The sequence below is a fragment of the Cognatundibacterium luofuense genome, from assembly GCF_018139685.1.
GTDB lineage: Bacteria > Pseudomonadota > Gammaproteobacteria > Burkholderiales > Burkholderiaceae_D > Undibacterium > Undibacterium luofuense.
Genome location: NZ_JAGSPN010000002.1, coordinates 145,600 through 169,706, shown reverse-complemented (window position 1 = coordinate 169,706; position 24,107 = coordinate 145,600). Strand labels below are relative to the sequence as shown.

Below are 24,107 nucleotides of genomic sequence, written 5' to 3'. Positions count from 1 at the left end.
TGATTGCGACGGGGTGGGTAATCGTTTATAATCTTGTAGTTAGCAGATTTGCCTTGATGAAGTTAATCGGGTGCTACTAAAAAGATGGGCAGTTGCCCATTTTTTTTTGGTTTCCCGCTTTCGCAGTACGGAAGCACTTTATGCGGGCGTTCACTGATCGGAGAATAGTTTGGTTTTGCTGGATTTAATTGAAAAAACCGTCAACGGCACAGGATACGAGCTGGTTGATTTTGAACAGGCTGAACGTGGTCTGTTCAGGGTATATATCGACCTGTTGCCGGCAGATTATGACAGAGGCGGTATTGCCGTTGAAGACTGCGAGAAAGTCAGTCATCAGCTGTCGCATGTGCTGATGGTGGAGAACGTCAATTATGAACGGCTGGAAATTTCCTCTCCGGGATTGGATCGTCCTCTGAAAAAGCTGCACGATTTCGTCCGTTTCGCAGGATGCCGTGCAAGCGTAAAGCTGCGCATGCCTATGCCTGGTACGCCTAACCGCAAAACCTTTGAGGGCATTTTGCATGAACCGGAAGGCGAAAACCTGAAGCTGGAATTTGAAGTAACAGACGGGTCGGCGATGCTGGAGTTTACGCTCGCTGATGTGGATAAGGCACGCCTGGTGCCGCAAGTGGATTTTAGGAGTCGCAAAGCATGAGTCGTGATTTGTTGTTATTGGTGGATGTGCTCGCGCGTGAAAAGAACGTCGATGAGGAAGTTGTTTTCGGCGCGTTAGAACATGCTTTAGCGCAAGCGACAAAAAAACGTTTCCCGGGCGAAGTGGACATTCGTGTTGAAATCGACCGTGATACCGGTGAATTCCGTTCTTACCGCCGCTGGCATGTGGTGCCGGATGAGGCTGGTCTGCAATTGCCGGATCAGGAAATTCTGCATTTCGAAGCAGTGGAAGATGATCCTGAAATTCAGGTTGGTGACTACATTGAAGAAGAGATCGAGTCTGTCGATTTCGGTCGCCGTTTTGCGCAAGATACCAAACAGGTTGTATTGCAGCGTATCCGCGATGCTGAGCGCGAACAGATTCTGGCTGACTTCCTGGCACGTGGCGACTCGCTGGTGACTGGCACAATCAAACGTATGGAACGCGGTGATGCGATCGTTGAGTCCGGTAAAGTAGAAGCGCGCCTGCCACGTGATCAGATGATTCCGAAAGAAAATCTGCGTGTTGGTGACCGTGTTCGTGCCTACATTCTGCGTATTGACCGCAATGCCCGTGGTCCGCAAGTGATTCTGTCCCGCACTGCGCCTGAGTTCATCATGAAATTGTTTGAGCTGGAAGTGCCGGAAATCGAACAGGGTTCCCTGATCATTAAATCCGCTGCCCGTGATCCGGGTGTACGTGCAAAGATTGCTGTGTACACAGCAGATAAACGTATTGATCCTATCGGTACCTGCGTTGGTATGCGCGGCTCCCGCGTTCAGGCAGTGACGTCTGAACTTGGCGGTGAGCGTGTGGATATCGTTCTGTGGTCTGAAGATCCTGCGCAGTTCGTGATCGGTGCACTGGCTCCGGCTGCAGTTTCTTCTATCATGGTTGATGAAGAAAAACACGGCATGGACGTTGTAGTGGATGAGGAAAACCTCGCTATTGCAATTGGTCGCGCAGGTCAGAATGTACGTCTGGCTGCTGATCTGACCGGATGGCAGATCAACATCATGACTGCAGAAGAATCTGCAAACAAGCTGGCTGAAGAAACAGCCGGTATCCGCACCCTGTTTATGGAAAAACTGGATGTGGATCAGGAAGTGGCAGACATTCTGGTCGAAGAAGGCTTCTCCAGTCTGGAAGAGGTGGCATATGTTCCGCTGAGCGAAATGCTGGAAATCGAAGCATTTGACGAAGATACCGTCAACGAGCTGCGTAACCGCGCCCGTGATGCATTGCTGACTGAAGCAATTGCGTCAGAAGAAGGTCTGGAAGGCATGGAGGACAACCTGATCAACCTGGAAGGTATGACACGTAATACCGCCGGTAAACTGGGTCTGTCCGGAATTAAAACGCTGGAAGCATTTGCTGCTCTGGCATACGACGAATTTGGCGCGATTCTGGCATTGTCTGCCGACCGTTCACGCCAGTTGATTAAAAATGCATTTGAAGATGTGACCGATGATGAGATGAAACTCATCGACGCTAAATATGATGATCAGGCAAAAGCGCTGCTGGCGACTGCCTGGAAACTCGTAGAGGCTAAGTAATCACGGGTTTCATATTCATAAAGCGCACATAGGAAAAGAGGACTGAATGGCGAGTAACAACGTTGCCCAATTTGCCACCGAGCTGAAAATGTCAGCGGAACTGCTGCTCACGCAATTGCGTGCGGCAGGCGTCAATAAAAATTCGACGGATGACGCGTTGACGAAAGAAGATAAAGACCGACTGCTGGAACACCTGCGTCGTTCTCATGGCACTGCCAATGAGGAAAAGAAAAAGATTACGGTAACCCGCAGAGAAACGTCTGAAATCAAACAGGCGGATGCGACGGGCAAATCTCGTACCATTCAGGTCGAGGTGCGCAAGAAGCGTACTTTTGTAAAGCGTGAAGATGAAGTTTCCCGTCCGGCTGCAGATCCGGCAGAGCAAGCTCGTCATGAAGAAGAAGCCCGCCGTGAAGCAGAGCTGATCGCACGTCAGGAAGCTGAATTGCGTGAAAAAGAAGAGCACTTAGCGAAACTGGAAGCTGAACGTGAAGCGCAGGAACGTGCTGAGCGCGAAGCCGCTGAGGCAGAAGCGAAGCGTCGTGACGAAGAGCGTGCGAAGGCTGAGCGTGCAGCTGCTGAGGCTGCGGCTGCTGCTGCGGCGTCAAAGAGTGCGGAAGAGCGCGCAGCTGCTGAAGAAGTGCGCAAACGCCAGGAAGCGGAAGCTGCCGAAGCACGTCGTAAGCAAGAAGCTGCTGATGCTGCAAAGCGTTCTGAAGCTGCTGAGAAAGCACGCAAAGCGGTTGCCGATGAGGTTGCGCAGATTAAAGAAATGATGGCCAATATGCGCCGTCCTAAGCCTGCTCCGGCACCTGCACCAGCGCCTGCAGCGCCGACGAAAGTCGAAGGTACACTGCATAAGCCAGCTGACAAAAAACCTGCTGCGGATAAAAAACCGGCAGCAGCGGCTCCTGCGGCAACGACAGACAAAAAAGATGACAAAAAACCGGCATCCACAGATCGCAAGGGCGGTAAAGGTGGTCAGAACGGTAGCTGGAGTGATGATGCGAAGAAACGCTCCGGTGGTCTGAAAACCCGTGGCGATGCTTCCGGTGGTCGCGATGGCTGGAAAGGTCCTAAAAACCGCCGCCATCACCATGAAGATCAGCGTGAAACTAACTTCCAGATGCCGACTGAAGCGATCATCAAAGAAGTTCACGTACCTGAAACCCTGACAGTCGCCGAACTGGCGCACAAAATGTCCGTGAAAGCGGCAGAAGTGATTAAGCAGCTCATGAAGCTGGGTCAGATGTGCACGATCAACCAGGTTCTGGATCAGGAAACTGCAATGATCCTGGTGGAAGAAATGGGTCACAAGGCGTTTGCCGCGAAACTGGATGATCCTGAAGCGCTGCTGACGGATGATGGTGTACAAACTGAATTTGAAGAATTGCCGCGTGCACCGGTTGTAACGGTGATGGGTCACGTTGATCACGGTAAAACTTCTCTGCTGGATTACATCCGTCGTGCAAAAGTGGCTTCCGGTGAAGCTGGTGGTATTACTCAGCACATTGGTGCATATCACGTAGAAACACCACGCGGTATGATCACTTTCCTTGATACACCGGGCCATGAAGCCTTTACGGCAATGCGTGCGCGTGGTGCGAAAGCGACCGATATCGTTATTCTGGTTGTTGCAGCTGACGACGGTGTGATGCCGCAAACCAAAGAAGCGATTTCCCATGCGAAAGCAGCGGGTGTGCCGATTGTTGTGGCGATCAATAAGATCGATAAACCAGCGGCAAATCCTGATCGCGTAACGCAGGAACTGGTTGCTGAAAGCGTTGTTCCTGAAGAATACGGTGGCGATGCGCCGTTTATCCCTGTATCCGCGAAAACCGGTCAGGGTATCGACGATTTGCTGGAAAACGTTCTGCTGCAGGCAGAAGTTCTGGAACTGAAAGCGCCGAAAGATGCACCGGCGAAAGGTCTGGTTGTTGAGGCGCGTCTGGATAAAGGTCGCGGTACTGTGGCAACCGTGCTGGTACAGTCCGGTACACTGCGTCGCGGTGACATCGTTCTGGCAGGTACTTCCTACGGTCGTGTCCGTGCGATGATGGACGAAACCGGTAGCAGCATTTCTGAGGCCGGTCCGTCTATTCCGGTTGAAATTCAGGGTCTGACAGAAGTGCCGCCAGCCGGTGAAGAAGTCATGGTTCTGGCTGACGAGCGCAAAGCCCGCGAAATCGCGCTGTTCCGTCAGGGTAAATTCCGTGACGTGAAACTGGCGAAACAGCAGGCTGCAAAACTGGAAAACATGTTCGAAGGTCTTGGCGACGGCGAACTCAAAAATCTGCCTGTCATTATCAAGACCGACGTACAGGGTTCTCAGGAAGCACTGGTGCAATCGCTGGTCAAACTGTCCACAAACGAAGTGCGTGTACAGGTTGTGCATGCAGCGGTCGGTGGTATTTCCGAATCCGACGTCAATCTGGCGGTGGCTTCCAAAGCAGTTATTATCGGCTTCAACACCCGTGCTGACGCATCGGCACGTAAGCTGGCTGAAACCAACGGCATCGACATCCGTTACTACAACATCATTTACGACGCAGTCGATGATGTGAAGGCAGCGTTGTCCGGTATGCTGGCTCCTGAAAAACGTGAGCAGGTTATCGGTATGGTTGAAATCCGTCAGGTCTTCATGGTCAGCAAAGTCGGTGCGATTGCGGGCTGTCTGGTGGTTGATGGTATGGTGAAACGTACATCGTCCGTTCGTCTGCTGCGCAACAACGTGGTGACATGGACTGGTGAACTGGATTCCCTGAAACGTTACAAAGACGATGCGAAGGAAGTCAAAGCCGGTATGGAGTGTGGCCTGTCACTGAAAGGCTACAACGAGATCCAGGTCGGCGACATGCTGGAAATCTTCGAAGTACAGGAAATTGCCCGTACCCTGTAAGAAATCTCAAGACCCCGGACCTGATCCGGGGTTCTTGTTTTAAGCTGAATAGAATTTATGGCAAAACATAGTAAAAGTATTCCGGGTCGCGGTTTGCGTGTGGCAGACCAGATCCAGAAAGATTTAGCAGAAATTATCTGGTCTGAACTAAAAGACCCCCGCGTCGGCATGATCACGCTGACCGAGGTGCAGCTGACGCCGGATTATGCGCATGCAAAAGTGTATTTCACGACGCTGACCGATGATCCTGAAGGCGTGAAAGCAACCCTGCAGGGCCTCAGTAAGGCTGCCGGTTTCCTGCGCGCACAACTGGGCCTGCGTTTGCGTATCCACACACTGCCGCAACTGCACTTTGTGCATGACACATCCACGATACGCGGGATGGCGATGTCAAAACTGATTGACGAAGCCAATTCCACCCGCGCCCTCGATGACGATGAGCAAAACCAGTAATCACAGATAATCAGCGCGGGGCTCAGGCCCCGTTTGTTTTTGTATGAATAAACCAAATGTCAAACGGGTGCGAGTGCCCGTGCACGGCGTGTTATTGCTGGATAAGCCGGTAGGCTGGTCGAGTAACGATGCGCTGATCCGCGCCAAGCGTTTGCTGAATGCGCAAAAAGCCGGTCATACCGGTACGCTGGACCCGTTTGCTACCGGCTTGCTGCCGCTGTGCTTTGGCGAAGCCACCAAGTTTTCACACGATTTGCTGGAAGCTGATAAAACCTACGAAACCACCGTGCATCTGGGTGTCACCACGACCACTGGTGATACCGAAGGCGAGGTACTGGAACAACGCGAACTGACTGTGTCTGAAGCCGATATTCTTGCCGTGTTGCCGCAGTTTACCGGCCCGATTGCGCAAGTGCCGCCTATGTATTCCGCCTTAAAGCGTGATGGCAAACCATTGTACGAGTATGCACGTGCCGGTATCACGCTGGAGCGTGAAGCGCGCAATGTCGTGATCCATAGTCTGGAATTTCTCGGTTACGAAGCGCCGTTTCTGCGTCTGCGCGTTTGCTGCAGTAAAGGCACGTATATCCGTGTGCTTGGCGAAGACATTGGGCACGCGCTCGGTTGCGGCGCGCATCTGAATGCCCTGCGTCGTACCGGCGTCGGTTCGCTGGTGCTGAGTAAATCGATTACGCTGGATATGCTGGATGCGATGCCTGAGACAGAGCGCGCCGGCTTGCTTGATCCTGTCGATGCTTTACTGTCGAATTTTCCGGCAGTGCAACTGACGGATGTGCTGGCAGCACGCCTGCTGCAAGGGCAGCGTCTGGCGCTGGCGAAAGAAACTGTGGAACTCCCGGCAGATACCGGCCGCGTCCGCGTGTATCGCCAGTCGGATGGCAGTCTGCTCGGCTCGGCGCAATTGCAGACGGGCGGTATTCTCGCACCGGAACGTTTAATCCGCACTGAACACACCTGAAGTACTTTTTGTCATTGAATTGTCGCGCTAACCTGAAATAATGCTTCCTGGTGCTGCTGCGCAGCATGGTATAATTTTGGGTTATCCGATTTCACCTTGAACTGAATCAACATGTCTACTCCTAAACGCGCTATTCGCAACATCGCAATTATCGCTCACGTTGACCACGGTAAAACTACCCTGGTTGACCAGCTGCTGCGCCAGTCCGGTACTTTCCGTGACAACCAGCAAGTCGATTCCCGAGTCATGGACTCGAACGACATCGAAAAAGAACGCGGTATTACCATTCTGTCCAAAAACTGTGCCGTTGAATACAAAGGTACCCACATCAATATCGTGGATACCCCAGGCCATGCGGACTTCGGTGGTGAAGTTGAGCGCGTTTTGTCCATGGTTGACTCCGTTCTGCTGCTGGTTGATGCGCAGGAAGGCCCGATGCCACAGACCCGTTTCGTGACCCGTAAAGCGCTGGCGCTGGGTCTGAAACCTATCGTTGTGGTCAACAAAATTGACCGTGAAAACGCTGATCCGCAAAAAGCAGTGAACGCGACTTTCGAACTGTTCGACAAACTCGGTGCAAGCGATGAACAGCTGGACTTCCCTATCGTTTACGCATCCGGTTTCAAAGGCTATGCAGGTCTGGAAGACACCGTGCGCGAAGGTAACATGGAGCCGCTGTTTGACGCGATCCTGAAGCACGTTCCTGCGCGTGAAGATGACCCGGACGGTCCTCTGCAACTGCAAATCACTTCCATGGAATACTCCACCTACGTTGGTAAAATCGGCGTTGGCCGTATCCTGCGTGGCCGTATCCGTGGTCTGCAAGACGTGGTCTGGATGAATGGCCCGGAAGACAAGCCAACCAAAGCCCGTATCAATCAGGTGCTGACATTCAAAGGTCTGGACCGCGTGCTGGTTGACGAAGCACAAGCCGGTGACATCGTTCTGATCAACGGTATCGAAGAAATCGGTATTGGTTCCACTATCTGCGCACCGGATTGCATCGAACCGCTGCCGATGCTGAAAATTGACGAGCCAACCCTGACCATGAACTTCATGGTTAACAGCTCGCCACTGGCTGGCCGCGAAGGTAAGTTCGTGACCACACGTCAGATCCGTGACCGTCTGGAACGCGAACTGAAATCCAATATGGCGCTGCGCGTCAAACAAATGGAAAACGATGACTCTTGCTACGAAGTTTCCGGTCGCGGTGAGTTGCATCTGACTATTCTGATCGAAAACATGCGTCGTGAAGGCTTCGAGCTGGCAGTTTCCCGTCCGCGCGTTGTGTTCAAAATGGTAGACGGCGTACGTCACGAGCCATACGAAAATCTGACTGTTGACGTAGAAGAATCCCATCAGGGTGGCGTCATGGAAGAACTGGGTCGCCGTCGCGGTGATCTGCAAAACATGGAACCGGATGGTAAAGGCCGTGTACGTCTGGAATACCGTATTCCAGCACGTGGTCTGATCGGCTTCCAGGGCGAATTCATGACCCTGACCCGTGGTACTGGTCTGATGAGCCACGTATTTGACGATTACGCGCCAGTCGACAACACCAAAGGTGAACTGGCTGGCCGTCGTAACGGCGTGCTGATTTCTCAGGAAGACGGCGCAGCAGTTGCGTACGCCATCTGGAAACTGCAGGATCGCGGCCGTATGTTCGTCAGCCACAATGACCCAGTGTACGAAGGCATGATCATCGGTATTCACTCCCGTGAAAACGATTTGGTTGTGAATCCGGTTAAAGGTAAACAGCTGACTAACGTTCGTGCTTCCGGCACCGACGAAGCAGTCCGTCTGGTACCACCGATCCAGCTGAGCCTGGAATACGCGGTTGAGTTCATCGAAGATGACGAACTGGTAGAAGTCACACCGAAGAGCATCCGTCTGCGTAAACGTTTCCTGAAAGAACACGAACGCAAACGCGCTCAGCGCGAATCTGAAGTGTAATCTGCTTTAGTGCCCGAATAAAAAACCGCAGCTTAGTCTGCGGTTTTTTTATTGCTGCGATGTCGGAAGGATTTCTTCACACATCGGCGGAAAGGCCGTGTGGCCGTCTTTTAGTCATCAGCCTGTTTTTCCGTGTAACAGTGCGAGTCAGTGCAAAACAGCGCTAAAAAGTGCTGAAATGCGGACTTTCGCACAGCAACCCGCCTGTCATCGGCGAAAAGTCCGGCTCTCCGAAATTGTCTGATGACGATTTCTGCATAATGTTCCTGAATCTTTTATCGGTTTTTTACCTCGGATTCTGATTGCATAAAAGCAAATCTGAGTTAGCATGCCGGTTTGCCAATGTTGCTCTTGTCATAAAAATGGCGAATTGCGGCATTCCTTTTCAATCTTTATGCAGGATCTTATGGATCAGGAAATCTCAGGCTTGAATCCGCGTACCGGCTGGGTGCGTATTGCGATTGCGGCGGTGCAGGCGGTGCTGCTGTATTTTTTGTACCGGGCGGGAACGCAAAAGTTATGGCCGGCGACGCAGCCGGAACTGTTTTTCCCTTTACTGTTGTGCGGTCTGGGTTTGCCGGTGATCGCGATTTCTTCGCTGGGGCAGATGTCGACTGCGAAGCTGTTGCGCTGGCTGGGTTTTCTGGCGCTGGTGCTGACCGGACTGACTTTGCATGACTGGTTCCGGCGCAATGGCCTGAATAATGAATGGGGTTCGGCGGAATATCCGGGGCGCCACAGCGATAAGGCGCTGTATCCGTCTCCCTTACTGTTCACCTTCAGTTTCCTGTGCCTGTATGTCGCGCAATCGCTGAAGCTGGCGTATGCGCAAAAACGTCAGGGCGTCGCGCAATATCCGCAGTATTTTGATTTGTCGTGGAAGTTGCTGGTGCAGCTGAAATTCTCAGCCTTGTTTGTCGGCGCACTGTTTGCGTTGCTGGCTTTGGGGGCTGGCTTGTTCGATATGCTGAAGCTGGATTTTCTGGCGCAATTACTCAAACGTGAATGGTTCAATATACCGGTGATCGTGCTGGCGTTCGGGTTTGCGCTGCATCTGACCGATATGCGTCCGGCAATTGTGCGCGGCATCCGCAATTTGCTGCTGGTATTGTTGTCGTGGCTGTTGCCGCTGGCAACCATTGTGCTGGCCGGATTTCTGGTGTCGCTGTTGTACAAAGGCGTGGATTTACTGTGGGCGACACGCCATGCAAGCGGTTTGTTGCTCGGTTCCTGCGTTGTACTGGTGGTGCTGATCAATACCGCGTTTCAGGATGGTGCTGCACTGGCGACAGCGCCGAAGATACTGCGCTGGTGTGCGCGCCTGGCCTGTTTCTTATTGCCGGTACTGGCCTCGCTGGCCTTGCGTGCGCTGCAATTGCGGATCACGCAATATGGCTGGAGCAGCGATCGCCTGATCGCCGTGGTGTGTGCGCTGATCGCGCTGGCTTACGGTCTGGCCTATGTGCGTGCGGCAATCGCTGCGGATGGTTTGCTGAGTAAGATAGCGGGTGCCAATGTGGTGATGGCGTATGTGCAACTGGCTGCGGTGCTGGCCTTGTTTTCGCCTTTGCTGGACCCGGCGCGTATTTCGGTGGCGGATCAGGTGGCGCGTCTGCGTGACGGCAAAGTGACGGCAGACAAGTTTGATTACCGTTATCTGCGCTTTGAAGGCGGTCGTTACGGACGTGAAGCGCTGGAACAACTGAAGCTGGAAACTGCCTTGCCTGAGTCAAAACAGATTCGCGAGAAAGCCGCGTTTGTGCTGGCGCTGACGTATAAATCGTATGCAGAAGAGCCGGTGCAGGTTGTGCGTCCGTATGAAGTCTGGCCAACAGGTGCAGTGCTGCCGGAGGGATTTTTGCGCCAGCCCGATCAGAAAGATAATGGCTGGCTGACGCAGAAAGATACCGAATGCCTGATCGCGAAAACCCACGCCTGCGATGCGGTGCTGCAGGATATGAATCGCGATGGCAAGCCGGAAGTGCTGGTACTGGATCGCAACCGCAACTATGGCGGCAATCTGTATGCAGAAATACAGCCCGGCGTCTGGAAGCGGCAGGCCCATGTGGATGTGGAAGCGGACGACTGCGATAAGCTGAACGAAGCCCTGCGTGCCGGACAGGCAAAAGCGGTGACTGGCTGGGATATGCTGGAAGTGGGTCGTATGCGTTTAATGATCCGTCCTGATCCTGTTGTCAGACAGCATTGCAAGTCGTGAGTGGCAGCGCAGTCGGGTATTTGCTGTTCTGATGACTGACTGCTAAACCGCTGACAGCAGCGCACCAACGCGGCACATCTTCACGATGTTGCCGCGTTTTTTGTGTCTGATGATCAGGTGATCCTGTGAAATATCTGGTGTGGTATCAGTCGCAGCTGCAGTTAGATGAAAAAAATCCGCAAAACAGCCAGCAAATGCAATCTGCATTCAAAAAATTTCAAGGCTGAAATCCACTGTTTCTGCGGACATCCACGATGTCATCCTGATAAAGTGCCTGATATATTCAGTTTTTATGAATTGCAAGCCGGAAAGTCTGCTGCTGCCTTAGTTAGCCACGAACCATCTGGCGGAATTGCGCAAACGCCGCGCTGAAGACCGTATTGAATCAGGAGAACGCATGCCCGCCGCCCAGAATGCCCGCCGTAAAGCCATATTGCTGATGATTGCTGCCGCCACCCTGTGGAGTACCGCAGGTGTCGCCAGCCGCCATTTGCAAAGTGCGGCCGGATTTGAAATCGTGTTCTGGCGCAGTCTGTTTGCCGCGATCTTTGTCGCCGGGCTGATGCTGCATCAGTACGGGCGCGGTTTCGTCAGCCGTCTGAAACTAATGGGCAGCACAGGCGTGGTATCCGGCCTGATGTGGGCCACCATGTACAGTTGCTTTATGACGGCGCTGACGCTGACCACGGTCGCCAATACCTCGGTGATGGAAAGTCTGGCGCCTTTATTCACGGCGCTGCTGTCCTGGCTGGTGCTGAAAGAAAAAATCCCGTTCGCGACCTGGATTGCGATTGCGCTGGCCGGTTGTGGTATGGGCTGGATGTTTGCCGGTAACTTATCGGTCACTGACAGCCGTGGTGTGCTCGGTATGCTGGTGGCACTCGGTATTCCGCTGGCGTCGTCGGTGAATATGATTCTGCTGAAACGCCGTTCACATACGGTGGATCTGATTCCGGCTGTATTTCTCGGTGGCACGTTCTCGGCGCTGGCGATGCTGCCTTTGTCGATGCCGTTTCATGCATCGGTGCAGGATGTGCTGATCCTCGGCGCGCTGGGTTTCTTTCAGCTAGGCTTACCGTGCTCGCTGATGGTGAAAGCGTCTGCACACCTGAAAGCGCATGAAGTCGCCTTGCTGGCCTTGCTGGAAGTCTTGCTGGCGCCATTGTGGGCATGGCTGGGTGCAGGGGAAGTGCCTGCCACTGCGACACTGACCGGCGGCGCACTGGTGTTAGCTGCTTTAATCGGCAATGAAATCCGGACATGGCAACAGAAACGGGCTTAATCGCAGTAAAATAGCGGGTTATTTACCCCAATTTTCCGCTGGCGCCGGTTGCGCTGCGGTTCTGTTACGGAATGTTGTGATCATGAAATCTCCTGAACTCTTACTGCCAGCCGGTTCGCTGGAAAAAATGCATGCTGCTTTCGACTTTGGCGCAGACGCGGTGTATGCCGGTCAGCCACGCTATAGTCTGCGTGCCCGCAATAATGAATTTTCGACGCTGGATGTGCTGCGTCAGGGTATCGAAGGCGCGCATGCGCGCGGCAAACTGTTCTTCGTCGCCAGCAATATTTTCCCGCACAATTCCAAGCTGAAAACCTATCTGCGCGATATGGAACCGGTCATCGAAATGAAGCCGGATGCGCTGATCATGGCCGATCCGGGTCTGATTATGATGGTGCGTGAAAAATGGCCGGAAGTGAATGTGCATTTGTCGGTGCAGGCGAATGCGGTGAACTGGGCCGACGTGAAATTCTGGAAAAAAATGGGTCTGACCCGTGTGATTCTGTCTCGCGAACTGTCGCTCGATGAAATCGAAGAAATCCGTCAGGAATGTCCGGATATGGAACTGGAAGTATTCGTCCACGGCGCGCTGTGTATTGCATATTCCGGCCGCTGCCTGTTGTCCGGTTACTTCAATCACCGCGATCCGAATCAGGGCACCTGCACCAATTCCTGCCGCTGGGATTACAAGGTTTCCAATGCGTCGGAAAACGAAACCGGCGATCTGGTGAATATTCCTGTCGAAACCATCAAGTTCGATTTCAACAAAGCGCTGGAAGATGCGAATCAGTCGTTCTCCGCCATGGGCGATATGAAGCGTCATCCGCTGGCCGACCGTCCTTACCTGATCGAAGAGACCGGCAAACCGGGCAGCCTGATGCCGATTCTGGAAGATGAGCACGGCACTTACATCATGAATTCCAAAGACTTGCGCGCGGTAGAGCACGTAGAGCGTCTGGCGAAAATCGGTGTGGATTCCCTGAAAGTGGAAGGCCGTACCAAATCCCTGTACTACGTGGCACGTACCGCACAAGTGTATCGCCGTGCGATTGACGATGCCGTCGCAGGCCGTCCTTTCAATCCTGAATTGCTGGGCGAACTGAATGGTCTGGCCAACCGTGGTTATACCGACGGTTTCTATCAGCGTCACCACACGCAAGACCATCAGAACTACATGGAAGGCGTATCGCAGGCACACCGCAGCCAGTACGTTGGTCAGGTGACTAAAGTCGAAGATGGCTGGGCCGAAGTGCAAGTGAAAAACCGTTTCAGCGTCGGCGACCGCATCGAAATTATTTCTCCGGCCGGTAATGAAATCGTGACCCTCGGTGAAATGCGTAATACTGAGAACCAGTCGCTGAACATGATCAGCGGCGCAGGTCATACTGTACGCATTCCGCTGGAAGCAAAATACGAAAAAGCCCTGATCGCAAAAATGCTGTAATTCTTTGTGTGCCGTGAGGGTTGCGGCACACAGTCCGAAAAACATCATTGTAATCGTGCGGTTTATTAAATTATATTGATGTTGCTATGTTAATATCGCTTCGTTTATTTTAAACGGAGCGATCATGAACAGACATGCTGCGCAGTACCTTCTGGCTTCTGTACTGGTGACAGGCGGTTTATCTGCCTGCGGCGGTGGCGGTAATTCCGCACCCGCTGAAAAACCGGTCGGCACAGTTGCCATTTCTATTTCCCCCATGAAGCAGGTGGTGTTATACACCGGTCGGGCGGTCTCTTTTTCTGCTGTTGGCAAATCTTCTATTGATTTACCGCTGACTTATCAGTGGGATTTCGGTGATGGCAGTACCGGTAGCGGTGCCAGCCTGAATCATACTTACGCCAAATCCGGCACTTATTCCATCAAAATCACCGCGACCGATAGCAATGGTGTGAAAGCCAGTAGTTCCGGTGTACTGAGCGTGGTGGATGCGGTACTGACGACCCCGTCGATTACGGCGAATCCTTCCAGCGGGTTTGCCGGTGTGGATATCAGCTTTAAAGGTGCTTCATCCGATCCGGGCGGCGGCACGCTGGCGTATAGCTGGGATTTTGGTGATCAGGGCACCGCCAGCGGTGACACAGTCACGCACAGTTTTTCGACGCAGGGCACCTATCCCGTGGTGCTGACTGTCACCAATGATCTGGGTAGCACCGTTAAAAATACGCTTTCTTATGTGGTGAACGCCTATGCTGGTGCCCCGACAGTGCCAGTCATCAGTGCGGCCAATGTGGCAAGTACGGGTAAGGCGATTACTCTGAATGCATCCGCACTGGATGCATTGCCACTGACCTACAGCTGGGATTTCGGTGATAACACCACTGGCAACGGTGCTTCCGTGCAGCATGCCTACAGCAATGCCGGAAATTATCAGGTCACGGTTACAGCGACCAATACCAAGGGAGCAAAGACGGTGTCTGCGCCATTTAGTGTCTCGGTGTTGCAGCAGGTGAGTAATGCACTGACCGCAGCTTGTGGTGGCAGTAACTGCTCTGCTACGGGAGCAACTACTTACAGCGGCTCCGGTGTCGGGGTCTGGCAATACCAGAATGCCGGTACAACACCGGTGCTGATGGATTTCAGTATCAGCGGCGTGAAGGCGGGGCAGGTGGCAACCGTGCTGTTCACAAATGCCTCAGAGAGTGCGACTTTGCTGGCGCCGGGATTTGGTAATCTGCCAGCTTCGGTGGCGCCATTACATCGTGAAAATCTGCATTCGCAGGCATTGCATTCTCAAATGCAAAAAGACTTAAAACATGATGAGATGCTGCAACGGAATCAGGCGCTGGCACGCGCAATTGCTCAGCGTAAAGCAGTCGGCAGAGTCGCAGCCAGCCAGTCAACAGTACCCCGGATCCGGGCGGTTGCCATCGGTGATACGCGGGTCTGGATTGATGGTTATGACATCAAGAATCCAGTCAGTTACACGCTGAAGGCAGCGCAGATTTGCAGATTGAACAGCGGACGTAATGCTGTTTTCTGGAGTGATCCGAATGGTGGCGCAACGGCTGCTGACGTAGCCGAACTGGCCAATACCTTTTGTGCTAACGGCGGTGCTGGAAAAGCAGGTTTTGATGCGTTGACCAATATTATGGGCGATGCCTGGGGGAGTGCTGCCGGATCGGAGATGATTTCCGACGCCAAGGGTTTGCAGGATATTCATGTGGTATTGCCGAAAGTCCCCGTCGGAACCGGATGGGGAGGATATTTCTGGGGATTGAATAATTACCTGAAATCAAACGGAGGTAACTTTAGCAACAGTAATGAAGCACTGGTATTTTTCGTGAATGGCACTCAAGTCTCTCAGGCGATGAATTTCTATAAATCGACCCTGATTCATGAAGCTGTGCACATGATTAATTTTTATCAGCGTGCGATTGTCCGGGGCACAGATCACGACACCTGGCTGGAAGAATCCTCCGCGATGATGGGGGAGGATATTCTGAGCAAACGCTTGTCCGGCGGAACGTTTAATAAAATTGCAGAAAGCAGGCTGCCAGCCTTTCTGGCTTCAGGTGGCGGTGTCAGTTATATCAACTGGCCGAATTTATCCGGCAATCACTACGCTATGGGTGGCAGCTTCGGCGCTTTTCTGAACCGGAAGTACGGGCAAAGTATGTTTGGCAAGATCGAAACCGATTGCAAAGACGGTGGCACACAAACCAGTTATCAGTGTCTGGATGCACTGATTAAAGCAGCGGGTGGGAATGGCATCGGCGATGATCTGGCGCGCATGGGTATTTCAGTGTTCGGCAATACCCCGGGCTCCGCATTGCCGCAAGGCTTCGGCTTTCCGCTGCGTACAGTCGATGGCGACTTTGCCGCGGTTGACATTGCAAGCATGGCAAAAGTCATTCCGGTCACGCCGGTGATTCCGCTATTGTTTATGCCAACATCCCATTATTTCCGTCAGGAAGTGCTGAGCAGTGCAGGTAGTTACACCAAGTCCGGTTTGCTGGTGCCTGCCGGTGCAACCCTGCATATCATGATCCGGGACGCCGCGCCCTGATTTATCTGCAGCAATTGTGTGGTAAAAAGCCGTCGTTTTCACTGCGACGGCTTTTTTTACGGGATTTTTCAAATGCAACAAAGATTTCGTAGAAAATTCCAAGAAATCAGAATATGCAAAAATAATAATTTGCGATGAAGGGATTTTTTTGAAAGTTAAGTGAATTTAGTAAAAAAATAACGGTTGAAACCGCATTTTTTGTGATTGTTTCAATATGTAACTGCAATGTGTAATTTTGTGTCCTGTGCTAGGATCGTTGCGCTTCTTAATGAAATCGGAGTAAACAATGAAAAAAAGCACAGCACAGATGCTCTTCGTATCTACCCTGTCTCTGGCAGCGCTGACTGCCTGCGGTGGTGGCGGAGGAGGAGATTCCACAACAGCACCGGCACCATTGCCAACCGTGTCCGTCAGTATTTCGACATCCGGTTTGCCGGTCATGTACACAGGCCGCTCCGTGTCGCTGAGCGCGACCGGCACATCGTCGGCCAACCTGGCATTAACGTATTCCTGGGACTTTGGTGATAGCACTGCCGCCGGCACCGGCGTGACTTCCGCACATACTTTTGCGAAAGCCGGTACTTACACAGTAAAAGTCACTGCAACCGATACGAATGGCACTAAAGCCAGCGCATCCGGCACGGTTACTATCGTTGACGCAGTACTGACAGCACCAACTATCACGCCAAGCGTGGCTTCATCGATTGCGGGTAACGCAGTCACATTTACTGGTGCTTCCAGCGATCCTAGCGGCGGTAAGCTGACTTATAGCTGGGATTTTGGTGACGGCTCCAAAGATACGGGTACCACCGTGTCGCATTCTTTCGCAACTGCAGGCACATATGCCGTGGTATTGACTGTCACCAATGATCTGGGCACCAAGGCAACTACAACACTGAATTACAGTGTTTCCGCTGCAGCCGGCGCACCATCCACACCGGTGATCAGCGCGAATAACACCACTGTTCTGCCAAATGCAGCAGTCACTTTCAATGCATCTGCACAAGATTCACTGCCACTGACTTACAGCTGGGATTTTGGTGATGGCACGACAGGTACAGGCGCGTCCGTGCAAAAAAGCTACACGGCAGCAGGTACTTACAGTGTGGTTGTAACAGCAACTAATACTCAAAACAAATCGACCAAATCGGCGGCGACACAAGTTACTGTGATGCAGGCGGTTTCGAATGCGCTGGCCCCTAGCTGTTCCGGTGCAGGTTGCAGCGCCAGCAGCGCGACAACCTATGCCGGTTCCGGTGTGGGTGCATGGCAGTACAAAAATACAGGCTCTGTTCCGGCATCGCTGAATTTTGCGATTTCCGGCGTGAAAGCTGGTCAGGTAGCAACCCTGGTGTTCACCAATACATCAGATACCAGCTCGCTGACTGCGCCGGGATTCGGCGCTGTGCCTGTGGCAATTCCTGCCGCGTCGACCGGTGCATTGTCCCTGAACATGCAAGCACTGAACCGTCACGCACAGATGGATACAGCACATCAGTCTATGCATCAGCGTAATCATGACCTGATCCAGCAAATGCGTGCTAAACCAGCCACCATCCGTGCCGCTGGCGTCAAAGCAGCAAACGTTCCTCCGGTGCGTGCTGTTGCAGTGGGCGACACTAAGGTCTGGGTAGATACTTACGACAGCGCAAATCCTGTCAGCTACACACTGAAAGTGGCGCAAATCTGTAAGCTGAAAACCGGCCGTAATGCCGTGATCTGGGGTGACCCGAACGGTGGTGCAACCGCAGCTGATTTGCTGGCACTGGCGAACACCTTCTGTTCTAACGGTGGCGCAGGTACAGCAGGCTTTGACGCGCTGACCGATATCATGGGTGACGCTTATGGTACGAAGAGCTACAGCAACACTATCGGCGATACTAACGGTCTGCTCGATATCAACGTAGTTGTACCGAACGTACCGTCCACAACCAAATGGGGTGGCTACTTCTGGGGTGGTAACAACTTCCTGAAAACAGCATTCCCAAGCACCAAAGACAGTAACGAAGCACTGGTGTTCTTTGTCAACGGTCAACAGGTATCGCAAGCGCTGAACTACTACAAATCCACGCTGATGCATGAAGCCGTGCATATGATTAACTTCTATCAGCGCGCATTTGTTCTGGATACAGCGCACGATACATGGCTGGAAGAAACCACAGCGATGATGGGTGAAGACATTCTGGCGAAAACCATTTTCGGTGGCAGCTACAATGAAATGACTCAGGTTCGCATTCCGCAATACCTGCGTACTGGTGGTGGCGTCAGCTATGTCAACTGGACAAATCTGTCCAGCGACAGCTATGCGTTCGGTGGAGCATTCGGTGCATTCATCAACCGTAAATACGGCTTGTCGATGTTCAAGAAAATCGTGACTGACTGTAATGATGGTAAAACAGTGAATGGCGTCAAAGTCACCAGCTATGCATGTATGGATACGCTGATCAAGGGTGTTGGCGGTGTGGGTATGGGTGATGAACTGGCGAAATTCGGTATTTCGCTGTGGGGTAACACACCAGCATCGGCATTGCCTTCCGGTCTGGGCTTCCCGCAACGTACCGTAGATGGTGTATTTGACGCGATTGACGTAGCGACTGTTGTGAAATCACTCAAAATCACGGCAAAATCTCCGGCAACAATGGTTCCTACATCGCATTACTTTGCTCAGGAAACCATTGCTGCAGGTGCAACCAACTACAGCAAATCCGGTGTGATCGTGCCAGCAGGCGCAACACTCCATATCATGGTTCGTGACGCAGCACCGTAATCAGCGAATCTGAATAATATTTAGTAAGAATGTAAGAGAGCTCGCCGCTCCGGGAAACCGGAGCGGTTTTTTTATGGGCGTGTGGTAACTAAGGCAGCGTCATTGCGATCACGAATGAGAAGGGTGCGTGACGTAAGCAGATGGTGTATGAATACCGGTGAAAGCGACCTACGCTGAATGTAGCCCCCAGTGAACGGAAAGCCGGTGCGGGAAGTAGCGGAACTGGCGATACTGGCATGGGTGCAGTGATTCAATCGTCACCGCTGAATGAAGTCAATCGGTCACATTCCACCGATAGGGAAGAAAGCCAATTATTGTTGACAATTTTTTGATCGGGGTAACATGGAATGATCGGAAGTTATTAATAATATTTATTTATCTGCAGATGGGGGTGCTGATCGACTCCATCAGCCTATGATGATTGATCCACCACATTCATGCCAGCGTCGCCAACCCCACGACTTCCAGTGTCTTCCATGGCCCGCGCTGTTTAATTAGCTCCGGCTTGTGATCGTCTCCGTTAATTCGTAAGGCACAATGAGCTTCATCTTTAGCTGCATTCCAGCCGCTGAGAAACGTGGCAAATTTTGTCAAACCTGGGCAATTCAGTGCGACGCTAAATAAGCACCTTGCACATCCTCGATAGCCTGTTCCAACGGCCACATCCCACCGATCATGCGACCAGTCCGTTCGACGTCGCTCTCGGTCGCGTTAAGTCAAATGCACTCACTCAGCCGCCAGCACTGTGCAAATATCGTCATGTGTGATTTACGGAGGCCCGGACTTTCTGCCGACGACAGCCGGATTGGTATGCTGAACTCCGCATTTGAGCTGTTTTTTGCCTGTTTTGGCGCAATCGAAGGGGCTGTTGGCAATGAGGTGTATCCGGCTCAGTTCGCTTACGTCGTTCAGGTGTCGAATACAGGGTGGCAGTACCAGCGTTTCGACACTCTAAACGGCGGCGCAGGTTTGCGTGTGCATCAGTTGACCCAGCGTTTTCAGCGCCTGTTCATGGCGGCGGGTCAGCGGGTGGCCGGCGTTTAAGCGCATGCAGTTTCTGAACTGACGGCTGGCAGAGAACATCGGGCCGGGCGTGATCGAAATTCCCATTGCCATGGCCTGACGCTGTATCAGCAGCATATCCACCGGCTCCGGTAATTCCAGCCACAAAAAATAGCCGCCGGACGGCCTGCTGGTGCGCGTACCTTCCGGAAAATAGCGTTGCACCATTTCAAGGCTGGCGCTTTGCTGCACCGACAAGTGATGTCGTAATTGTTGCAGGTGGCGGTCGAAATAACCTTTACTCAGAAACGTTGCCAGAGCCTCCTGCGTTGGCAGTGCGGTGGACAGGCTGGTGCTGAGTTTTTGCCGGATCATGGCATGGGTATGCTTACCCGCTAATGCCCAGCCAACGCGGTAGCCCGGTGCCAGACTTTTGGAAAAGGACGTGCAGTGAATGACGACGCCTTCGGTATCCCATGCTTTCAGTGGCAAAGGGCGTTCTGCCGTGAAGTACAGTTCGCCATACACATCGTCTTCAATAATCGTTACACCGAATTGCGTGGCCAGCGCCACGATCGCTTGTTTGTTCTGCGCAGGAATCGTGCTGCCGAGCGGGTTCTGAAAATTGCTCATCAGCCAGCAGGCTTTTGGCTGGTGGCGACGGAATGCCGTTTCCAGCGCATTCAGATCGATGCCGTCACGCGGATGACTGGGCACTTCGAGCGCCTGCAAGCCCATGCGTTCAATTGCTTGCAAGGCACCGTAAAAAGACGGCGATTCAATCACCACCGTATCGCCGGGCTGAGTGACCGATGCCAGCGCGAGGTTCAGCGCTTCCAGAGCGCCGTTGGTAATCAGGATGTCGTCCGGATGCACCCGCATTCCCAGTGTCAGATAGCGCAATGCAATCTGACGGCGCAAATGCTGGCTGCCGGGTGTCAGGTCGTCAATGGTATTCCACGGATCGAGTTGCGGCAGACTTTGAGACATGCAGGCTGCCAGTCTGCCCATCGGGAACAGGGTGGGGCAGGGGAAGGCAAAGCCCAGCGGCACCATGTCGCGGTGGCCGGATTCCAGAATGCTGAAAATCAGGCTGCTGACATCCAGTGTCTGCTTTTCTCCGCTGAGCCGGGCGCTGACTCTGGCTTCCGGCAAGGCTTCGTGGCTGCCGGCAATGACGAAATAACCGGAACGTTCTTTGCCGCGTATCAGGCCCCGTGCTTCGAGCAGATAGTAGGCCTGATATACCGTCGCAGGGCTGACGGAACGCAGCTCGCTGGCCTGACGGACGGAGGGTAGTTTTTCACCGCGCCGCAATGTACCGGCACGGATCGATTGCGCAATATCTTCGGCCAGTTTTTCGTAGAGTTTCATGCATCTTCCCTTACGCGGGTATCCGGAACATGGCTGGTTCTGTGACGATGGTCCGCTGTGTCTGTTTGTCACGCAGCGTGAAACGGAAACGGTAATGTCCGGCAGTTAACGGGCTGGTGTTGCGAACGGTGACGCTGATGAATCCTGCACCGGCAGGCGACAGGCGGATAACGTTATCCGATTGCAGATGCAGTGCAGGTACATTTTCAATGCTTAAATCATAATTGCCAGTTTCTTCACGGGTATTGAGTAAATGCAAGCGGTAGACTTGCTCGAACTGACCTGGCGCAGGTTCGCGTGATGTCAGCATGCGGTCTGGCAAAATATCCATCCTGACATCCGGTCTGTTTGCCAGTAAATAAGCAGCTGCCGCACACATGATCAGCATCAGCAGGCTGTAGACCGCAATGCGAGGACGCAGAAAGCGGGGTTTGTCTGGCGACGCAGAACCAGCGCGGGATTCCTGTAACTGGCGTGCGCTGCTGTAACTGATCAGGCCGCGCGGCAACTGCAGTTTATCCATCACATGATCGCAGGCATCAATACAGGCAGCACAACCGGTGCAGTCATGTTGTAATCCTTTACGGATATCAATGCCGGACGGACACACCTGCACACACAGGCCGCAGTCAATACAACTGTCTGCATTCACCGGACGGTCTGCACCGGGTTTCTGACGCGGTTCGCCGCGTTGCGGGTGGTAGCTGATGATCAAGCTGTCCTGATCCAGCATGGAACCCTGAAAACGTGCATACGGACATAAGTAACGGCAAAATTGGTCGCGCATCAGTCCGGCGTTGGCATACATCAGGCCGCCATACAGCAGGATGCTGGTCGTTACACCGGCGCTGAAGCGGAATTGCGTCAGCGCTTGCAGCATGTCGCTGACCGGCACAAACCATGCGGTGAATACAAAACCGCTGATAAATGACAGTGTGAGCCAGATCAGATGTTTGCTGCCGGTGCGCAGGATACGTTCGGCGGTCCAGCCCTCCCGCGCCAGACGCATGCGGTTGGCGCGGTTGCCTTCAGTCCGGTTTTCTATCCACATCATGACCAGTGTGTACACAGATTGCGGGCAGCCGTAGCCACACCAGACGCGGCCTGCGATGGTAGTCACCAGAAACAAACCGAAGGCGCAAATGATGAGCAGCATTGCCAGATAAATCAGATCGTGCGGATACAGAATCAGCCCGAACAGATAAAATTTGCGCGCCGCCAGATCCAGCAATACAGCTTGCCGCTGATTCCAGCTCAGCCAGGGTGTGATAAAAAACACCATTTGTGTCAGCAGTACACAAAGCCAGCGCAGATTCGTGAATCTGCCTTGCGATTCGCGCACATAAAACGGCTCGAATTTGGTGTAAACCGAAATGGTTTTGTATTGCGGAGTGGCGGGATTATGCATGGCGGCCGGAAGCGAGGAGTCATTCGTGGCGCGATCATGCGCTGCAGCTGTTATGAAAAACAGAAGCAGTCTGGCGGAAAAAAGCAGTACAGATCCGGTATCAACAGATGTTGCCGCGATAACGGCGGGCTATCGCGGCGGACTATTACAGGGAGGAAAACGGATGTTGTCTGAATCAGTCTGGATGATGGCTGTATATGCGCTGGCGTTAAATGTGCTGACTTACGGCTTGTTTGCGCTGGATAAACGACAGGCTGTGCGTAACGCGTGGCGCGTGCCGGAGCGGCACTTGCTGCTTGCAGTGCTGCTGGGTGGCTGGGCAGGCGCAATGCTGGCCATGCGGATTTGCCGGCACAAACGTAAAAAGACATCATTTTTACTGCGTTTTGCGCTGGCGCTGATTGTGCACTTGCTCATCATCATGGTTTTGTTCCTTATATTTTCGGATGCGGAATATGCAGCATGGTGGAAATGAATCAGCGCATGGCAATTGCATCCGGATGGCGGGTTTTCATTGAGCGCACCGCAAAACTATGGGCCCACGGTGCCGGTAATGATGCCCAGTATTTCGCCATACCATGCGCCATGCTCAGTCTCGCCGACGGCAGTGGTACGCTGCGCGACAACAGTGCACGATCGGGCAGTGTCGCCAGTTTTTCATAGAAACGCACCAGATCCAGAGAATTCCAGCCTGCATCCAGCGCCAGTTGCATGCCCAACTGATCTGCTTCTGCTTCATGCTGATATGAAAGCTGGCTGAGTTTCAGTTGCAGACTGTAATCGCTGCGTAATTGCTCAGCGACCAGAGATAAGTCTTTGCCCGGCGCATCCCTGAGCAGGCGTGCTTCCGATAATTCTTCATGCTGATGGCTCGCCAGCGCATGCGCCGCTTCATGCGCCAGCAGCGCTGCAATTTCGCCGTCACGCAATTGCAACTGCTGCAGGAAAATTTCACTAACCAGTATTTTTCCTCCGGCAAAACAGATCGCATCAATGTCGGGGGAACTGGTCAGATGAACTTCCCAGTCCCAGTCCGCTGCACCGGGATTGAGTCTGACTGCGGATGGAATCAGGCTGGAAAGAATATCGCGCAGCCTTGCCAGCATTGCCGGATTCCGGTTGATCTGACCCTGATCAGCCATCTCACGTATCAGCTCGTAGTAATCCTGCTCCTGACGCGCATTAACTTCGTTGCTGGTGTAGGACAGCGTTTGCCAGCGGCCGGAATCGGGGACTTGTGCCGAAGCTTGCACACAGATCAAACCGCAGATCAGCAGATACATGGCCGGTTTCATGACAGTCTCCTCCGCGCACCTTGATGGTGCTTTGTTGCAGCTTAGAAATCCTTGCCAATCCGTACAAGAAAACGATTGTTAATTCAGAATGGGTTTCGACAAGCAGTCCCTTCGCCGTCCGGCGCCGGAAATGCACACCAGTGAAAAAAAATGGCATTCCCGACAGCAATTAGCGGGATAATGTCAGGTTATGTCCGGAGGCCGCTTAAGTGATGCGTCCTCCCCCGAAACTTGCAATGTTGGTCGTCAAGGAGTG

At 53.0% G+C, this 24,107-nt stretch carries 16 protein-coding genes; 13 read left to right on the top strand and 3 right to left on the bottom strand.

The features are described 5' to 3' along the window. Positions 1 to 169 precede the first annotated feature (169 nt). The 12 genes from rimP (at position 170) to KDM89_RS04125 (ending at position 18,772) form a co-directional block, all read left to right on the top strand. Positions 170 to 655 carry a ribosome maturation factor RimP gene (gene rimP, locus KDM89_RS04180; protein ID WP_212686698.1) on the top strand — a complete coding sequence of 162 codons (486 nt, stop codon included), beginning with the start codon at positions 170 to 172 and terminating at the stop codon, positions 653 to 655. After that, the gene (gene nusA / locus KDM89_RS04175; RefSeq protein ID WP_212686697.1) at positions 652 to 2,211 is read left to right on the top strand and encodes a transcription termination factor NusA; all 1,560 of its coding nucleotides are present in this window, start codon (positions 652 to 654) and stop codon (positions 2,209 to 2,211) included. Before rimP ends, nusA begins: the two co-directional genes overlap by 4 nt. Positions 2,212 to 2,257: 46 nt before the next feature. Then, the gene (gene infB, locus KDM89_RS04170; RefSeq protein ID WP_212686696.1) at positions 2,258 to 5,110 is read left to right on the top strand and encodes a translation initiation factor IF-2; all 2,853 of its coding nucleotides are present in this window, start codon (positions 2,258 to 2,260) and stop codon (positions 5,108 to 5,110) included. Positions 5,111 to 5,167: 57 nt separating this feature from the next. Further along, positions 5,168 to 5,563, top strand: coding sequence for a 30S ribosome-binding factor RbfA (rbfA, locus tag KDM89_RS04165; protein WP_212686695.1), 396 nt, complete (start codon positions 5,168 to 5,170; stop codon positions 5,561 to 5,563). 43 nt (positions 5,564 to 5,606) lie between these two features. Continuing rightward, positions 5,607 to 6,542 (top strand): tRNA pseudouridine(55) synthase TruB, encoded by a 936-nt coding sequence (gene truB, locus KDM89_RS04160; RefSeq protein WP_212686694.1) that lies wholly within the window; start codon positions 5,607 to 5,609, stop codon positions 6,540 to 6,542. 111 nt (positions 6,543 to 6,653) lie between these two features. Then, positions 6,654 to 8,495, top strand: a complete 1,842-nt coding sequence (gene typA / locus KDM89_RS04155; protein WP_212686693.1) for a translational GTPase TypA — start codon at positions 6,654 to 6,656, stop codon at positions 8,493 to 8,495. A gap of 406 nt (positions 8,496 to 8,901) precedes the next feature. Further along, on the top strand, positions 8,902 to 10,713 hold the full coding sequence (locus KDM89_RS04150) for a DUF4153 domain-containing protein (protein ID WP_212686692.1): 1,812 nt from the start codon (positions 8,902 to 8,904) through the stop codon (positions 10,711 to 10,713). Between the two features lie 165 nt (positions 10,714 to 10,878). Further along, the gene (locus KDM89_RS04145; RefSeq protein WP_212686691.1) at positions 10,879 to 11,085 is read left to right on the top strand and encodes a hypothetical protein; all 207 of its coding nucleotides are present in this window, start codon (positions 10,879 to 10,881) and stop codon (positions 11,083 to 11,085) included. A 25-nt stretch (positions 11,086 to 11,110) separates the two neighbouring features. Beyond that, positions 11,111 to 11,995, top strand: a complete 885-nt coding sequence (locus tag KDM89_RS04140; protein WP_212686690.1) for a DMT family transporter — start codon at positions 11,111 to 11,113, stop codon at positions 11,993 to 11,995. An 82-nt stretch (positions 11,996 to 12,077) separates the two neighbouring features. Beyond that, positions 12,078 to 13,439 carry a prephenate-dependent tRNA uridine(34) hydroxylase TrhP gene (gene trhP, locus KDM89_RS04135; protein ID WP_212686689.1) on the top strand — a complete coding sequence of 454 codons (1,362 nt, stop codon included), beginning with the start codon at positions 12,078 to 12,080 and terminating at the stop codon, positions 13,437 to 13,439. A gap of 124 nt (positions 13,440 to 13,563) precedes the next feature. After that, positions 13,564 to 16,005: a PKD domain-containing protein gene (locus KDM89_RS04130; RefSeq protein ID WP_212686688.1), complete on the top strand. Its 2,442-nt coding sequence runs from the start codon at positions 13,564 to 13,566 to the stop codon at positions 16,003 to 16,005. A 286-nt stretch (positions 16,006 to 16,291) separates the two neighbouring features. Further along, entirely contained in the window at positions 16,292 to 18,772 is a 2,481-nt protein-coding gene (locus tag KDM89_RS04125; RefSeq protein ID WP_212686687.1) for a PKD domain-containing protein, read from the top strand. Between the two features lie 951 nt (positions 18,773 to 19,723). Here the strand turns inward: KDM89_RS04125 and KDM89_RS04120 are convergent. Both KDM89_RS04120 and ccoG read right to left on the bottom strand, forming a co-directional pair. After that, complete coding sequence (locus KDM89_RS04120; protein ID WP_212686686.1) at positions 19,724 to 21,148, bottom strand: aminotransferase-like domain-containing protein; 1,425 nt, start codon at positions 21,146 to 21,148, stop codon at positions 19,724 to 19,726. Positions 21,149 to 21,158: 10 nt separating this feature from the next. Beyond that, entirely contained in the window at positions 21,159 to 22,556 is a 1,398-nt protein-coding gene (ccoG, locus tag KDM89_RS04115; protein WP_212686685.1) for a cytochrome c oxidase accessory protein CcoG, read from the bottom strand. A gap of 52 nt (positions 22,557 to 22,608) precedes the next feature. On the opposite strand from ccoG, the gene KDM89_RS04110 reads away from it, so the two are divergent. Then, the gene (locus KDM89_RS04110; protein ID WP_212686684.1) at positions 22,609 to 23,031 is read left to right on the top strand and encodes a DUF1294 domain-containing protein; all 423 of its coding nucleotides are present in this window, start codon (positions 22,609 to 22,611) and stop codon (positions 23,029 to 23,031) included. A 1-nt stretch (position 23,032) separates the two neighbouring features. Here the strand turns inward: KDM89_RS04110 and KDM89_RS04105 are convergent, their stop codons facing one another. Then, positions 23,033 to 23,851, bottom strand: coding sequence for a M48 family metalloprotease (locus KDM89_RS04105; protein WP_212686683.1), 819 nt, complete (start codon positions 23,849 to 23,851; stop codon positions 23,033 to 23,035). Positions 23,852 to 24,107 lie beyond the last annotated feature (256 nt).

Bases quoted from the DNA above. Each gene is read 5' to 3' on its own strand.
- KDM89_RS04125 (WP_212686687.1), top strand. From the start codon at position 16,292: ATGAAAAAAAGCACAGCACAGATGCTCTTCGTATCTACCCTGTCTCTG.
- trhP (WP_212686689.1), top strand. From the start codon at position 12,078: ATGAAATCTCCTGAACTCTTACTGCCAGCCGGTTCGCTGGAAAAAATG.
- KDM89_RS04140 (WP_212686690.1), top strand. From the start codon at position 11,111: ATGCCCGCCGCCCAGAATGCCCGCCGTAAAGCCATATTGCTGATGATT.
- rbfA (WP_212686695.1), top strand. From the start codon at position 5,168: ATGGCAAAACATAGTAAAAGTATTCCGGGTCGCGGTTTGCGTGTGGCA.
- KDM89_RS04110 (WP_212686684.1), top strand. From the start codon at position 22,609: ATGAAAAACAGAAGCAGTCTGGCGGAAAAAAGCAGTACAGATCCGGTA.
- KDM89_RS04120 (WP_212686686.1), bottom strand. From the start codon at position 21,148: ATGAAACTCTACGAAAAACTGGCCGAAGATATTGCGCAATCGATCCGT.
- KDM89_RS04145 (WP_212686691.1), top strand. From the start codon at position 10,879: ATGAAAAAAATCCGCAAAACAGCCAGCAAATGCAATCTGCATTCAAAA.
- truB (WP_212686694.1), top strand. From the start codon at position 5,607: ATGAATAAACCAAATGTCAAACGGGTGCGAGTGCCCGTGCACGGCGTG.
- ccoG (WP_212686685.1), bottom strand. From the start codon at position 22,556: ATGCATAATCCCGCCACTCCGCAATACAAAACCATTTCGGTTTACACC.
- typA (WP_212686693.1), top strand. From the start codon at position 6,654: ATGTCTACTCCTAAACGCGCTATTCGCAACATCGCAATTATCGCTCAC.
- KDM89_RS04105 (WP_212686683.1), bottom strand. From the start codon at position 23,851: ATGAAACCGGCCATGTATCTGCTGATCTGCGGTTTGATCTGTGTGCAA.
- nusA (WP_212686697.1), top strand. From the start codon at position 652: ATGAGTCGTGATTTGTTGTTATTGGTGGATGTGCTCGCGCGTGAAAAG.
- infB (WP_212686696.1), top strand. From the start codon at position 2,258: ATGGCGAGTAACAACGTTGCCCAATTTGCCACCGAGCTGAAAATGTCA.
- KDM89_RS04130 (WP_212686688.1), top strand. From the start codon at position 13,564: ATGAACAGACATGCTGCGCAGTACCTTCTGGCTTCTGTACTGGTGACA.
- KDM89_RS04150 (WP_212686692.1), top strand. From the start codon at position 8,902: ATGGATCAGGAAATCTCAGGCTTGAATCCGCGTACCGGCTGGGTGCGT.